The following is a 13,971-nucleotide window of genomic DNA, read 5'->3' on the forward strand; positions in this document are numbered from 1 at the left end:
TCTATTTATGTATATGAGGAAGATGATATGCAACGTTACCCTATGACTCCGCAAGGACATGCTGCGTTAGAGGCAGAACTTAAGCAACTTAAGACTGTAGATCGTCCCCGTATTACTGCGGCAATTGCTGAAGCTCGTGAACATGGCGACCTAAAAGAAAATGCTGAGTATCACGCAGCTCGCGAACAGCAAGGCTTTTGTGAAGCTCGCATCCGTGATATCGAAGCCAAGCTATCAGGCGCTCAAGTAATTGACCCTGCGACATTACCTCGTGAAGGCCGTGTGGTTTTCGGAGTTACTGTGGTAATTGAAAACTTAGATACGGAAGAAGAAAAACGCTATCAAATCGTTGGTGATGATGAAGCGGATTTCAAAAACAACAAAATCTCTGTTAACTCTCCTATTGCCCGTGGTTTAATTGGCAAATCAGAAGGCGATGAAGCACGCATCGAAACCCCAAGTGGTTTGGTTGAGTTTGAAATTATCGAAGTAATTTATGAATAATCACTAAAACTTAACAATTATTTATAGCCCTCGTCTAATCCGCTAGAGTTCAATGTTTACGCCCTTTGTAAGCCGTTATTAACAAATAATCGCCCAAAATTGAACTCTAGCGTCACTTGCATAATCGCATTGCTTAATGTTAATTTACAAAACGACTACATTGGCAAATCAAATTGTGACACTTCATGTGTATCTTTAGCACTTACGGTTTTACAGCCCGTGTTAATAATTTATACAGATATTTATTACTTCCATTACTTTGTTAATTAAGTTTTTAATTACGTATTATTTAAATAGTAAATGCATAATCTTTTGAATCCTGTTAAATTATACCCATTAGATTTATGCTTACGAGGCAATTATGAAGAAATTCTCATCAGCTTTATGTGCATTAGCTTGCATGGTAGGAGCTAGTAACTTAGCTCAAGCTACTGAATCAAAGCAAACTATTAGCGTCAAAAGCCCAAGCGATATCGACAGCGTCCTCAACGAGTTAGCACGTAAACAAAATCAACCCACCTCGTTACTTCAAACTTCTTTTGAGCCATCAACACTTTCTACAAACAGCTCATTGATTAGTAACAGAGGATCTAGCAAAGCCAATCAAGGTGATGAGGATGTTCTATCTCATTTAACTTTAGTGGCCTCAAATGCAGTAAATAAATTCAAACAAAGTGGTCGTGCCTCTTGGTACGGTGGTAAGTTCCATGGCAGAAAAACTGCCAGCGGTGAACGCTTTGATATGAACTCTTTAACCGCAGCTCACCCTTCTCTTCCTTTTAACACCTACCTCAAAGTAACCAACAAAGGTAATGGTAAAAGCGTTGTAGTAAAAGTGAATGACCGTGGTCCTTTCCATGGTAACCGCGTATTAGACTTATCTTACGCCGCTGCCAAACAAATCGGTTTAGTTAGCCGTGGTATTGCTAACGTAACTATTGAAAGAGTGGGTTCGCCTTAATTGCCCCTACCCTCTAAATATCCTGCCTACTCATTTAATTGATCCCAATTAAGTGAGTACGGAATAAGAAAGATCTGCCTTGCAGGTCTTTTTTTGGTTTTATGCCTTCAACTTGTGATTATCCAGCAAGTTAGTTATGATGTTTTATCAAATATAATTAACGTTATTCACAGGGGCGCCTTATGGCTGAGATGCACCCTTTGAACCTGATCCAGATCATACTGGCGTAGGGAGTGTATAGCAGTTGCAGTAGCCAAGCCCTTTTTTCAAACCTCTACTGTTTTGCTGTGTGTTTCTAACGCCCTCTTTATCCATATGGAGGGAATATGCAACCCAAAATTATTCATCACTGTTTTACTACCTTCAAAGACACCTCTCCTTTGGTACATAACATTACCAATGATGTGGCCAATAACACGGTAGCCAACGTCCTACTTGCTGCAGGTGCTTCTCCTGCCATGGTTCATGATATTAAAGAAGCACCCGAGTTTGTTACTCTAGCCCAAGCCCTATCTATAAATATTGGCACATTAACCCAAACTACCTTACAAAGCATGCTGGCCACAGCTGAAGTGGCTCATAGTCAAAATATCCCGTGGATACTTGACCCTGTTGCTGTGGGCGCAACTTCCTTTCGGCAGCAAGCTTGTACTGAGCTTTTAAAGTTTAAACCGGATGTTATTCGTGGCAATGCTTCTGAAATCTTGGCATTGGCGGGAATGAGTAGCCGCACCAAAGGCACAGACAGTGGCGATAGCGTAGAGGGAGCCAAAGAAGCTGCCCAACAACTGACTCAATATGCAAAAGTGGTGGTAGTGACTGGCGCTATAGACTGGGTCACTGATGGCACTCAAGGCTATGCCGTTGACCATGGTCACCCGATGATGACTCAAGTGACCGCCATAGGGTGTGCATTGACAGCGTTAATAGGTGGCTTTATCGGTGCTAATACATCAAAGACAGAAGAGGCTAACAGTGACTCACTTCTAAACGCAGCGACTACGGCCCTAGCCTACTATGCCCAAGCTGGCGAAATAGCCGCACAACAAGCCAAGGGGCCAGGTAACTTTTATGTTCATTTTTTAGATGCTTTATATAACCTAGAAGCCCAAACCCTAATCGATAATTTAAGAGTAACCTCATCATGACCAGCCAATCAGATGTTTCCTTAACTAATTCAAGTAATTTGAGTGTGAAAAATGGCTCAGCCCTAAAGCTATATTTGGTGACAGATAGCCTAATGTGTCAAAAGCTAGGCCTAGTACAAACCGTGTGTGAGGCAATTGAAGGTGGCGTAAGTTTTGTGCAACTGCGGGACAAAAAAGCAGACGATGATGAGCTTTATCAAATTGCCTGTGAGCTAAAAGAAGCCATCGCGGGCCGTGTTCCCTTAGTTATCAACGATAAGGTGCATATTGCCAAAAAAGCCAAACTTGATGGCGCTCATATTGGTCAAGGTGACCTTAGTGTTACTGAGGCTAGACACATACTGGGTCCTGACGCTTGGCTAGGTTTATCTATCAATACCTTATCCCAGTTGCAGCATGCCCATAACAACCACCTAGATCAGCTGAACTACTTTGGTTTAGGGCCAGTATTTGCCACTCATACTAAGCCCGATCATGCCAGCCCTCTGGGTTTATCGGGACTAGATGATTTAGCAAAAGCAAGTCTATTGCCTACGGTTGCCATCGGTGGCATTCAGTTAGACAATGCCCGTCAAGTTTATCAAACTCACTGTGATGGCATCGCGGTAGTATCCGCTATTTGTGCTGCCGACGACCCTAAAATTGCAGCACAAGACCTATTACAACAACACGTTTTGGCTCAATAGCCTATAAAAACTATTCACTCGTTTAGAAAAACAATCTAGCCTATAAAATAATAAGGACGGAGAGTAAAGATGATTACCAATACACTGACAATCGCGGGTACAGACTGCACCGGTGGCGCTGGGATTCAGGCGGATATCAAAGCCATTAGCGCCAATGGCAGCTACGCCATGAGTATTATTACCGCTGTTGTGGCTCAAAATACCCAAGGTGTACAAAAGATACAAATGATGCCGCTTGAGATGATCCGATCCCAAATTGATTCAGTCTTCTCAGACGTACAGGTAGACGCTGTCAAAATAGGCATGCTGGGTAACGCAGAGGTCATTGAGTGCGTGGCTGAGGCTTTAGCTAAGTACAAGCCTAGCAAGGTCGTATTAGACCCGGTTATGGTGGCTAAAAGTGGCGATAGATTACTAGATGGTGATTCAGTGGCCGCTTTAAGAGATGTCTTACTGCCGCAAGTGGGCCTTATCACCCCCAACCTTCCTGAAGCCGCTGACTTATTAGGTGTTGCTGAAGCCACCAATCGGGAACAGATGATTGAACAGGCTCAGCGCCTACAAGTGCCTACCTTCTTAAAAGGAGGCCATCTATCTGGTAGTGAACAGTCTCCTGACTTGCTATCTGCTGAAGGTGAGCTGCACTGGTTTGAAGGAGAGCGCATCGCCACTAAGAATAGCCATGGTACAGGCTGTACCTTATCTGCTGCGATTGCTACTTTTTGGGGTCAAGGTGACAGCTTACAAACCGCTTGTGACAAAGCCAAGCAGTATCTGACGGGTGCTTTAAGTAAAGCCGACACCTTAAATGTGGGCCAAGGCCATGGCCCAGTGCATCACTTTTATAAACACTATTAATATAAACCCATTAAATTTCAAATGCCCTATCGATGGCATCGTCCAAACGATCGGCAGTGATGACATTGATTCCTTTAAACTGCCCCATTAAGTTTTTTGGGGCATTGGCTTTAGGCACGATAGCGTGCGTAAAGCCATGTTTCATGGCCTCTTTTAGACGTTCTTGTCCGTTAGGTACAGGACGGATTTCACCTGATAGCCCTACTTCACCAAATACCGCTAAAGAGGAAGGCAGAGGCTTTTCCTTAATACTAGAAGCACAAGCTAGTAGCACCGCTAAATCTGAGCCGGTCTCCATAACTTTAACCCCACCCACCACGTTGACGTAAACATCTTGGCCACTGGTGTGAATCCCCCCATGTCGATGCATAACGGCTAACAACATGGCCAAACGCTGTGGGTCTAGACCTAATGCCATACGCCTTGGCTGACCTGCTGAATCATCTACGAGTGCCTGAACTTCCACCAATAAGGGTCTTGTACCCTCACGGCTAACCATAACTACTGAACCTGAAATTGGCTTATCGTAGCGACTTAAGAAAATAGCTGAAGGGTTTGCCACTTCTTTTAATCCGGTATCGGTCATACCAAAAATACCCAGCTCGTTCACTGCACCAAAACGGTTTTTCACCGCTCGAATCATGCGAAAACGCGAGTCCGACTGCCCCTCAAAGTACAGCACAGTATCCACCATATGCTCTAAGACTCTTGGCCCTGCCAGCGTTCCTTCTTTGGTCACATGACCCACCAAAAATAACGCCGTTCCTGTTTGTTTGGCATACCGGGTTAACATGGCCGCAGATTCTCGTATCTGGCTTACCCCACCTGGCGCCGAATTAATGGCATCGGTATAAATGGTTTGAATAGAGTCAATGATGGCCACAGCAGGCTGCTCTTGAGTCAATGCAGCACAGATGGTCTCAACATTGGTCTCAGTCATCACTTTTAAATGATCACTTGAGAGCCCTAAACGCTGAGCACGCATCGCTACTTGCGACAAAGACTCCTCACCCGTTACATACAAGGCACTACCCGCTAAAGATTCAGGGTTTGCCATATTGGCCGCAGTTTGCAGTAAGATAGTCGATTTACCGATACCTGGGTCACCCCCGATCAGCACGACTGACCCAGCAACCAATCCGCCACCCAATACACGGTCAAATTCACTAATACCTGTAGGTAGGCGGGTATCAAAAGTGACATTAACAGAGCCGAGTGTGACCACCCCACTTTGTGAGCCTGAGTAATTCATTCTGTCATTTTTTGCGATACCACCTAAGCTTGGACCCGCTGAAGCCACTGGCTTACTAGACTTTTTATGATGAGGCATAGACACATTGGGTGCTTCCACCAAAGTATTCCACTCACCACAGTCAGAGCACTGTCCAGACCACTTGCCAAAGTGTGCCCCACAGTTTTGACAGACAAAGCTGGTTTTAGATTTGGACATAATAGCGATACCTTATAAATGACAAGATAAAAATGGCCAGCCTATTTCAGCCAGCCATTTTTTATAATTGGAAAAACAAGAGATACTATCTTTTATATGACCTTTTACACGACCTTTTACATAATCGTTTACACAGCTAAGCCGTGACGGTTTGCTAGCCTAAACTTGGAAGTCTTTACCCAGATAAACCTCTTTTACTAAGGTGTTATTTAACACTTCATCTGAGCTACCGTGAGCGATAATAGCACCTTCACTGACGATATAAGCATGCTCACAAATGGCCAAAGTCTCACGCACGTTATGGTCTGTGATCAAAACACCGATACCTCGATGTTTTAAAGCAATAATAACTTCTTTAATATCACTCACAGATATCGGGTCTACCCCAGCAAATGGCTCATCTAATAAAATAAACTTGGGGTTGGCTGCCAAGGCACGCGCAATCTCACAGCGGCGGCGCTCACCCCCAGAGACACTCATTCCTAATGAATGGCGCACATGACCTAGGCTAAAGTCAGAAATCAGCTTTTCCAATTCTTGCTTTTGCGCGGCTTTATCCAGATCTTTTCTGGTTTCTAAAATGGCTAAAATATTGTCTTCGACGGTTAGCTTACGAAAGATAGATGCCTCTTGAGGTAAGTAACCAATCCCAGCTCTAGCACGCTCGTGCATGGCATACTTAGACAAATCCTGATTGCCAAGCTTTACCACACCTTTATCCATGTTTACCAAGCCAACCACCATATAAAAACTGGTGGTTTTTCCCGCGCCGTTAGGTCCAAGCAAACCCACTACTTGTCCAGGCTCAACACTAAAAGAGACGTCTTTAACGACCCAGCGTTTGCCATAGCGCTTGGCTAGATTACGCATGGTCAAAGCCGTATTCGAGGCTTCAGGGATTAAGCTTTGGGTAGTGGCCGACTCAGGCATGACTTCTGCAGCAGTGGGCTGTACAGTCTGCTCTGATTCAGCAGGATTTGGCTGTGAGTTACTCATGGTCTATCTAATTCCTGTACGACTGTTTGACTGACTCGGTGGGAAGATCAACTCAACACGCTGACTGCCCCCTGCCGTCGCTTCCACATCACCCACTTTTAGGCTATAGCGAATCACGTTACCCGCAAAGCTAGCCCCATTTTGGGTTAATTTAGCATTGCCTGTTAAAGTCACAATACCGTTTTGTGCATTGTAATCAATCTTATTGGCTTGACCTTTGGCCAGTCCTTTTTCTTTAGTGACCACTTGCTGCATGGTAGCGGGACGACCGGTAGCGATAGCAGACTGGATACTACGACCATCTGATAAGTTCACGGTAATATTATCTGCAGCCAACTTTAAGGTACCTTGAGTGATGGTGACATTCCCTGAATAGGAAGTCACACCTGTCCGCTCACTATAGGTGGCTTTATCCGCCAATAAGCGTATAGGCTGCTGGGCGTCTGAAGGCAATGCATTGGCCTGAAAAGAGGCTGTTGAGGCTATTACTGCAGTAGCACATAAGGCAACTCTAGGTAAATTTAACATATATGAGCCCATTACTTTGAGGGTATTTGAATATTGGTTTGAGTTGATTAGCGCTTTGATATTAGAGCGTTTATTCACAGTTTAGTTCCTAGACGTTTGGTTTTATAAATTACCAATTTGTTAATTAACCGATGGTTCTATAGATCTGAACAGATCTTATTTAATAAATGTTTAAATGTTTTTTTAGAATAAAGGAGTATCTCTACGGGCCGGCGGCATAAAAGTCACGGCAACATTGGAGAATTCATAATCGCCGCTATTCACATCCGCCACAAAGCTTGAAGACTCAAAGCTGTTGTTTGCTTGGGTCACTTTAATAGGCTTTTCACTAAAGACTTTCTTTTGCTCCAAGTCTCCAATTAATTCCGAAGCAACCAACTTCATAGGCGGTTTAGCCGCCTGTGTATTGGCATCTGACTGACTAGAAAAAAGCACGTTATTTGTCATCACAACTTTTGATTGCTCGTGATACATAACTGCCTCATCAGCATTAATCATCACGTTTTGACTGCTACTGGGGCGCCAGTTGAGCTTCATGGCCACTAATTTATCAAAGTTCTGGTCTGAATAATGGGTTAAGTTGTCGGCAGTCAGTGAGTATTCCGCCACCCCTTCCTCATTAGTTTGGACCGCTAAGATTTCAGTAGCTTCATATTCAATATTGGTGGTAGACATATTTAAAATAGTGTCTAGATCGCCTTGGTTTCTATAAAACCAAACCGCAAACATGGCTATCAATAGTGAAATTACGAACAGAAACCGGGTATTCATTACACCTCTTTATTCTCACCAATTATGGCCAATTAACCTAATACCTTATTAGATGGAGATTATTAAAACACTAATCAAGGACGTATTGGCTGATATAGTCTTGATACTTACCATGACCCTTTAGAATTAAGTCGCACACTTCTCGTACTGCGCCCTCTCCACCAATATGTGTAGTCACCATCATAACGCGGCTTAATACTTCTGGATGAGCGTTAGGCACAGTGGCCGAAAAACCCACTGACTGCAAAGCTTTGATATCAGGTAAATCATCGCCCATGTAAGCACATTCTTCAAGCTCAACTGGTAAATCAAGAAGCAACTGCTTTAAAGCTTCAAGCTTATCATCACGACCTTGAATGACGTAATCAATGCCCATTTCTTTCGCACGCTGATTGACCATGGCACTACTTCTGCCTGTAATAATGGCCGTTTTTACCCCTGCTAACTTAACGGACTTAACTCCCATGCCATCTTTTACGTTAAAGCATTTTGTTTCTATACCATTAGCATCATAGATAATATAGCCATTGGATAAAATACCATCCACGTCTAATACCAGTAATTTAACTTTCGATGCCGCTTGAATTAAGTCTTGCATAATTGCCTTCTATTTATTTTAAATAATGCTAACTATTTTAAAAGTACCAACCAGGTTAAAACCTGAAAAATCAGTGAGTTAACTTATCAGCTCACACCAGCTTGTAGTAAGTCATGGATACTAATCACGCCTTCTAACTGCTGCTCATCATCAACAATTAATAACTGACTAATGGCTTTTTCATTCATTAAACTAAGGGCATCAGAGGCTCTCATAGTCTTTGAAACCTGTTTTGGATTTGGCGTCATAATCTCAGACATGGACGTTTCTAAATCAATTTTTTTCTCTAAGCATCTTCGTAAGTCGCCATCGGTAAAGATACCCACCACTTTATTATTATCATCCACAATTACTGCCATACCCAAACGACCACTGGTCATGACAAACAGTGCATTGTACAAAGTGGTGTCTGTAGTCACTAGCGGTAACTGTAAATCCTTTTCAGCTTGATGCATTAAATCACTTACCCGCATTAATAACTTGCGACCTAAAGCCCCTGCCGGATGCGATAACGCAAAGTCTTCTGAGGTGAATTGACGCGCATGAACCAAAGCAACCGCAATAGCATCACCAAGGGCTAACGTTGCTGTGGTACTAGAGGTGGGAGCTAAACCTAAAGGACAAGCTTCTTCAGAGGCACCTAAAGTTAAGGCCACATCTGCCGACTTTGGCAACATGCCTCGTTTGTCCCGACTGATACTAATCAGAGGGATGGATAACTGTTTAACCACAGGCAATAAAGTCTTAATCTCATCAGACTCCCCTGAGTTAGAGATGGCCAGCAGCACATCTCCCGGCACAAGCATGCCCAAATCACCATGACCGGCTTCCCCAGGATGCATAAAAAAGGCAGGCGATCCGGTTGAAGCAAAAGTAGCCGCAATTTTACGACCAATATGCCCAGACTTACCCATACCAGTTACCACCACTCGCCCTTTACAATTGCGAATAAGCTCGCAGGCTTGAACAAATCTCTCATCTAACTGCTCTATTAACAGCTCAAGAGCGTTTTGTTCTGTGCGAATCGCATCGACGGCGTAAGTAATATACTGTTCAGCGGTAGGTGGCTCAATCTGTGTTTTCATAGTGTCTGAGTACTTTTCTTTATTTTTGTGAAAAATAGCAATAACGATTTTATTTATAGCCCTTTTATTTATAGAGCTTAGCAAAAACCATATTAGGGACTAAGTTTAGCATATTACCTGTGTTACAAGCAGTCTAGGATGTAAGTTCCGTGTATTAATATCTATAATTTAGTAATAAAAAAGCCTGCTAATTAGCAGGCTTTTATTTCTTTTCATCCAACACAAAGCTAGAAGAAAGTTTATGTTTTACTATAAGCCGATTACTCGTCATCACCAAAGTTTTTGGTTAAATCATCTTCATCTTGTTGTGATGGGCCAGCAAAGCCACGTTTCTCAAAGCCGCGCTCACCAAACCCGTGCTGTGGACGATTGGCACCAAAGGTTCTATCAGAATCAAAACCACGATCGCCTTCAAAGCCGCGCTCAACACCGAAGCCACGCTCTTGTACAAAGCCGCCTCTTTCTTGATTAAAACCACGGTCAGCAAAGCCACCACGATTAAAGCCGCTACTGCGCTTATTAGCAAAGCCACCAGGCTCAAAGCCAGGCGCACTACGATCAAAACCTGACGTGGCAGCAGGATTCGCCCCAAAGCCACCTTGATATCCAGCGGGCTGCTGAGCAATGCCACCGCTAGGCGTTGCGCCACTGCTGCGTGGGTTACGGGCAGGTACTACGGTTGAGATGGCATGCTTATATACCATCTGGCTGACTGTATTTTTTAATAAAACCACGTACTGATCAAATGACTCAATTTGTCCTTGGAGTTTTATGCCATTGACTAAGAAGATAGACACTGGGATGCGGTCTTTACGCAATGAATTTAAAAACGGGTCTTGTAACGTTTGTCCTTTTGACATCGGGTGTGTCTCCTAAATTTTTAATTTATTATATATGGATGACAGATTAGTTATTAGCTTAATACGGTCAATTTAAAATAGCCATTAAGTTTCGTTATAAATTAGCTCTACTCTCAAACAGAGAGTGTTTATATTTATACTGTCTTTACCATATCATTTTTTTGACTGTCCGTACTAGAAAATTAGTTCACAGTGAGTGTTATATGTGTAAGTAAGTTTTTTCTAATTATTAGCTTTAGAAATACTATAATCTAGCGTTTAGATAATCTTTTGCCTCGGTAATAGTTGCAAAAGCATGAACCACTTTGTTGCCACGGTCAAGTTGGGCAGACGTATTGAAGGTATCTGTCTGAGAGAACTGGCGCTGAGTGGTCAGGGAACTATTCTCTTGATCACCATTCGCTGGTTCAACATTTGAGGGATCAAAGCTGGCTACTAAGTTTCTAAGCCACGTGTACTGGCGTTTTGCAAGCTGTCTTGTGGCATATAATGCCTTATTTTTCATATCTTGACAAGCAGTTGCCTCGTCAAGGTTATTAACAGCTAAGCCTTTATCTTCAATAGTTTCGCTGTTATTTATTAGTCGCTTCGCCGCTGGATGATTTGTTAAAAGCAAATAATCTATCACTTGTCTGTACCCAACACAGCGCATCGAAGGCATATCGGCTGATAGCTCATATTGCTGTAATAGAGCAGTCACTTCCTCAAAGAACCCTTGCTGCCACATAATCTGTAAACGAAGCTCAATGCGTTCATGTAACCAAGCTCTATCTGGCATGACAGCCAATCCTAGCCAATACTGCTCTGGATTATTAGATAAAGCTTGTTTAGGCAATTTTTGCCATTCACTTAACGGTTTCCCCGTTTGTTTATATACTTCAATCGCTCGGGTAATCCTTTGAGTATCTCCTAGTGGCAAGCGCTCAGCAATAACCGGATCTACCTGTTGTAAATACTGGTGCAGCACTTCAATACCTTGCTGCTTTCGCCAGTGCTCCACCTGTTCACGGATTTGTGGGTCAGTATCTGGCACTGCCGATAGCCCATCAAACAGAGCCATATAGTACATCATGGTGCCACCCACAAGTAGTGGGATTTTATTGCGGCCATGAATCTCTTTGATTAGCCGCTCCACATCAGTGACAAAGTTAGCCACACTATAAGAGTCAGTCGGATCAATGATATCTACCAAATAGTGCGGATATTGCAACAACTCCTCTTCGGTAGGCTTAGCAGTACCGATATTCATATCTTTATAAATTAGAGCTGAATCTACAGAGATAATCTCAAACCTCCCTGTCTCATAAAGCTCATAAGCCAAAGAGGTTTTACCACTGGCTGTGGGGGCCATCAAACATACCACACTGTTTTTCGGCAAAGGGCTCTTATCTAATGATGATTTTGTCGAGTGGTTAACCATAATAACGGTCTCTTTGGATAATGTACGAATATATTGTTAGTGTTTTATATAGCTTTATAGTTTTTTTGTTTTAAAGTCTTTCAATCATCAGTTCAGCCAACTGTAAAAACGATAACTGAGTTATGGCCTGTGCGATAAGTGGCTTACGGTCTGCCTCCGACAACTCGCCTACTCTGCTGAGCACTGAATTTAGCTCAGGTAACGACTGCAAGCTCATTGACTCAAACCAAAAGCTGTCTAAATGAGCAGGTAAATCTGCTTTTATGTCCTGTAACCCTGACTTTAACCCCTGCTCTGTCATCAGATAAATACGTTGACCCTCTTGGATAAGCAGCAGTGAACGGATAGCGGAGGGTTCGACCTGATAGGTACTTTGTAGCTCATTTAATAGAGTTTGAGATAGAGAATTCTTGTCTAATACAGCCAAGCCCAACAATTGACTGGGCACTACTGCAGTAGCTTCATTTTTGTCTGCAGTGTTAGCAGCTGTGATATTAGTCGTCGTAGTCTGAACAAATAAACTCTGTGACGTATCATTAGAGGCTGCAGCAAAAACCGATTTATTATCTGCTGCATTGTCTAATGTACTACCTAAGAAGTTACGCCCCTCACCAAGCTGATAATCAGCTCTAGGCTGTTGAACTGTTTTAAAATTAGCAATCGTAGCAGAGTTGGCGGCAGCTGACTTTAGTTGAGAATTATATTCTAAGTTATCCTCTAAATTAGCCTCTAAGCTATCCTCTACATAGCCTGTAGCTTTCGAGCCAGAGAGTGTCCTGGCTTCAGGTGCTGCGGCCACTCTAGCCGGCTGACGGTTTTGCCACAACTGAAGTCCATCTCGAACCCCTACTTCAAGATATGCCATCACATTGGCTAGGTTTTGAATCTTGATACATTGCTTAGAAGGGTGAACATTTAAGTTCAACCAAGCCTTAGGCAGATTAAAAAACAACACATAGCCTAGACTATTAATGCCTGGTAAGTTGGCTGCAGTATCTCGAATACTCTGAGCGATGCGTCTATCTTTTACCAATCTGCCATTAATATAAATCAGTTTATAGGTCGCGCTCGATAATGTTCTTGGACTGGGGACCAAAAAGCCTGTAATGGCCAGCCGCTCTTCAGCACCTTGCTGCCAAGCACTTTGTGGTAGTAAGCCTTCTAAGTTAATATTAATTGGTTGCAAATTGCTGTCACTAAACAGTTCAGCTTGATCATGGCTGGTTGGTATTAAGGCCATTAATCTTGCCAGCACTGACTGCATGACTGTTGGCTTCATCGCCTCAGAGCCACTTACGCTATAAGCACTACTTTCATTAGCACTAGCAATAGATTCAAAGTTAAATCTGCGCTTGTCATTGTGCCATAGCGTAAAGCTGATATCACTGGCAACCAAAGCCAGCTGCTTCACCACCGTCTCAATATGAGCGTATTCAGTAGAAATGGACTTTAAATTGCCTCGCCGAGCAGGCACATTAAAATATAAATCCTTAACCGTTACCGTAGTTCCTTTAGAGCGTACCACAGGTAATAATTGCGGTATGTCTTCTAAAATGCCGGCCACATTCAATTCGCGTCCAATCCCACTGTCATCACTACAGCTGGTCAACGTCAACCTAGACACCGCAGCTGTCGCTGCCAGCGCCTCACCACGAAATCCTAAGGTCGCAATTCCCTGTAAGTGAGCCACATCAGCAATTTTACTTGTAGCGAATCGGGTCACCGCCATAATCATGTCATCAGGATGAATGCCGCAGCCATCATCAGACACCTCGATAATACCCATACCCCCTTGAGTAATTCGAATATCAATGTGCTTGGCACCAGAATCAATGGCATTTTCAATGAGCTCTTTCACCACAGATGCCGGACGCGTCACTACCTCACCCGCGGCAAGTTGGTTGACCAACAGCGGGGGCAGTTTTTTGATACGGTTGCTGGCACTAACCACAAACGCTGTGTGCTCCTGGGTTAATGCCGTTGAATTACTACGAAAAGTCATAATAGGCTATCAATGAGGTTGAAATTGAATAAAAGGCAAATAGGTAGGGGTTTTTATAAGTAGCAAAGCAAGTTTGTCTATGTTTTGCTCAAGCTATGCTTTAC

The 13,971-nt window shown here is 43.2% G+C and carries 14 protein-coding genes and 1 riboswitch; of the genes, 5 read left to right on the top strand and 9 right to left on the bottom strand.

Features of this window, described 5'->3' with window-relative positions; translation table 11 throughout:
* The first annotated feature begins 27 nt into the window (after nucleotides 1-27).
* The 5 genes from greA to thiD all read left to right on the top strand — a co-directional run bounded on the left by greA (nucleotide 28) and on the right by thiD (nucleotide 4,157).
* Complete coding sequence (gene greA, locus A1232T_RS07690) at nucleotides 28-504, top strand: transcription elongation factor GreA (RefSeq protein ID WP_028859504.1); 477 nt, start codon at nucleotides 28-30, stop codon at nucleotides 502-504.
* A 361-nt stretch (nucleotides 505-865) separates the two neighbouring features.
* Entirely contained in the window at nucleotides 866-1,465 is a 600-nt protein-coding gene (locus A1232T_RS07695; protein ID WP_077448877.1) for a septal ring lytic transglycosylase RlpA family protein, read from the top strand.
* A gap of 161 nt (nucleotides 1,466-1,626) precedes the next feature.
* Nucleotides 1,627-1,715, top strand: a riboswitch (TPP riboswitch).
* 76 nt (nucleotides 1,716-1,791) lie between these two features.
* Nucleotides 1,792-2,613, top strand: a complete 822-nt coding sequence (gene thiM / locus A1232T_RS07700; protein ID WP_077448878.1) for a hydroxyethylthiazole kinase — start codon at nucleotides 1,792-1,794, stop codon at nucleotides 2,611-2,613.
* Nucleotides 2,610-3,299 carry a thiamine phosphate synthase gene (thiE, locus tag A1232T_RS07705; RefSeq protein WP_077448879.1) on the top strand — a complete coding sequence of 230 codons (690 nt, stop codon included), beginning with the start codon at nucleotides 2,610-2,612 and terminating at the stop codon, nucleotides 3,297-3,299. Before thiM ends, thiE begins: the two co-directional genes overlap by 4 nt.
* A gap of 69 nt (nucleotides 3,300-3,368) precedes the next feature.
* Complete coding sequence (thiD, locus tag A1232T_RS07710; protein ID WP_077448880.1) at nucleotides 3,369-4,157, top strand: bifunctional hydroxymethylpyrimidine kinase/phosphomethylpyrimidine kinase; 789 nt, start codon at nucleotides 3,369-3,371, stop codon at nucleotides 4,155-4,157.
* 10 nt (nucleotides 4,158-4,167) lie between these two features.
* Here the strand turns inward: thiD and radA are convergent, their stop codons facing one another.
* From radA to mutL, 9 genes are all read right to left on the bottom strand, one after another.
* Nucleotides 4,168-5,607, bottom strand: coding sequence for a DNA repair protein RadA (radA, locus tag A1232T_RS07715; RefSeq protein WP_077448881.1), 1,440 nt, complete (start codon nucleotides 5,605-5,607; stop codon nucleotides 4,168-4,170).
* 159 nt (nucleotides 5,608-5,766) lie between these two features.
* A complete protein-coding gene (gene lptB, locus A1232T_RS07720; protein ID WP_077448924.1) occupies nucleotides 5,767-6,537 on the bottom strand; it encodes an LPS export ABC transporter ATP-binding protein in 771 nt (256 codons plus the stop codon).
* 69 nt (nucleotides 6,538-6,606) lie between these two features.
* Nucleotides 6,607-7,131, bottom strand: a complete 525-nt coding sequence (lptA, locus tag A1232T_RS07725; protein ID WP_244152416.1) for a lipopolysaccharide transport periplasmic protein LptA — start codon at nucleotides 7,129-7,131, stop codon at nucleotides 6,607-6,609.
* A 183-nt stretch (nucleotides 7,132-7,314) separates the two neighbouring features.
* Nucleotides 7,315-7,902: an LPS export ABC transporter periplasmic protein LptC gene (gene lptC, locus A1232T_RS07730; RefSeq protein WP_077448882.1), complete on the bottom strand. Its 588-nt coding sequence runs from the start codon at nucleotides 7,900-7,902 to the stop codon at nucleotides 7,315-7,317.
* 70 nt (nucleotides 7,903-7,972) lie between these two features.
* Nucleotides 7,973-8,500, bottom strand: a complete 528-nt coding sequence (locus A1232T_RS07735; RefSeq protein WP_077448883.1) for a KdsC family phosphatase — start codon at nucleotides 8,498-8,500, stop codon at nucleotides 7,973-7,975.
* A gap of 86 nt (nucleotides 8,501-8,586) precedes the next feature.
* On the bottom strand, nucleotides 8,587-9,585 hold the full coding sequence (locus A1232T_RS07740) for a KpsF/GutQ family sugar-phosphate isomerase (protein ID WP_077448884.1): 999 nt from the start codon (nucleotides 9,583-9,585) through the stop codon (nucleotides 8,587-8,589).
* A gap of 260 nt (nucleotides 9,586-9,845) precedes the next feature.
* Nucleotides 9,846-10,445 carry an RNA chaperone Hfq gene (gene hfq / locus A1232T_RS07745; RefSeq protein ID WP_077448885.1) on the bottom strand — a complete coding sequence of 200 codons (600 nt, stop codon included), beginning with the start codon at nucleotides 10,443-10,445 and terminating at the stop codon, nucleotides 9,846-9,848.
* Between the two features lie 244 nt (nucleotides 10,446-10,689).
* Nucleotides 10,690-11,865: a tRNA (adenosine(37)-N6)-dimethylallyltransferase MiaA gene (gene miaA, locus A1232T_RS07750; protein WP_077448886.1), complete on the bottom strand. Its 1,176-nt coding sequence runs from the start codon at nucleotides 11,863-11,865 to the stop codon at nucleotides 10,690-10,692.
* Nucleotides 11,866-11,935: 70 nt separating this feature from the next.
* Nucleotides 11,936-13,867: a DNA mismatch repair endonuclease MutL gene (gene mutL / locus A1232T_RS07755; protein ID WP_077448887.1), complete on the bottom strand. Its 1,932-nt coding sequence runs from the start codon at nucleotides 13,865-13,867 to the stop codon at nucleotides 11,936-11,938.
* Nucleotides 13,868-13,971: the final 104 nt, after the last annotated feature.

Origin of the sequence: Psychrobacter pasteurii, from assembly GCF_900162815.1 — a bacterium.
GTDB classification, from domain to species: Bacteria; Pseudomonadota; Gammaproteobacteria; order Pseudomonadales; family Moraxellaceae; genus Psychrobacter; species Psychrobacter pasteurii.

Coding starts and splice junctions, on each gene's coding strand:
- greA (WP_028859504.1), top strand. CDS start 28: ATGCAACGTTACCCTATGACTCCGCAAGGACATGCTGCGTTAGAGGCA.
- A1232T_RS07695 (WP_077448877.1), top strand. CDS start 866: ATGAAGAAATTCTCATCAGCTTTATGTGCATTAGCTTGCATGGTAGGA.
- thiM (WP_077448878.1), top strand. CDS start 1,792: ATGCAACCCAAAATTATTCATCACTGTTTTACTACCTTCAAAGACACC.
- thiE (WP_077448879.1), top strand. CDS start 2,610: ATGACCAGCCAATCAGATGTTTCCTTAACTAATTCAAGTAATTTGAGT.
- thiD (WP_077448880.1), top strand. CDS start 3,369: ATGATTACCAATACACTGACAATCGCGGGTACAGACTGCACCGGTGGC.
- radA (WP_077448881.1), bottom strand. CDS start 5,607: ATGTCCAAATCTAAAACCAGCTTTGTCTGTCAAAACTGTGGGGCACAC.
- lptB (WP_077448924.1), bottom strand. CDS start 6,537: ATGCCTGAGTCGGCCACTACCCAAAGCTTAATCCCTGAAGCCTCGAAT.
- lptA (WP_244152416.1), bottom strand. CDS start 7,131: ATGTTAAATTTACCTAGAGTTGCCTTATGTGCTACTGCAGTAATAGCC.
- lptC (WP_077448882.1), bottom strand. CDS start 7,902: ATGAATACCCGGTTTCTGTTCGTAATTTCACTATTGATAGCCATGTTT.
- A1232T_RS07735 (WP_077448883.1), bottom strand. CDS start 8,500: ATGCAAGACTTAATTCAAGCGGCATCGAAAGTTAAATTACTGGTATTA.
- A1232T_RS07740 (WP_077448884.1), bottom strand. CDS start 9,585: ATGAAAACACAGATTGAGCCACCTACCGCTGAACAGTATATTACTTAC.
- hfq (WP_077448885.1), bottom strand. CDS start 10,445: ATGTCAAAAGGACAAACGTTACAAGACCCGTTTTTAAATTCATTGCGT.
- miaA (WP_077448886.1), bottom strand. CDS start 11,865: ATGGTTAACCACTCGACAAAATCATCATTAGATAAGAGCCCTTTGCCG.
- mutL (WP_077448887.1), bottom strand. CDS start 13,867: ATGACTTTTCGTAGTAATTCAACGGCATTAACCCAGGAGCACACAGCG.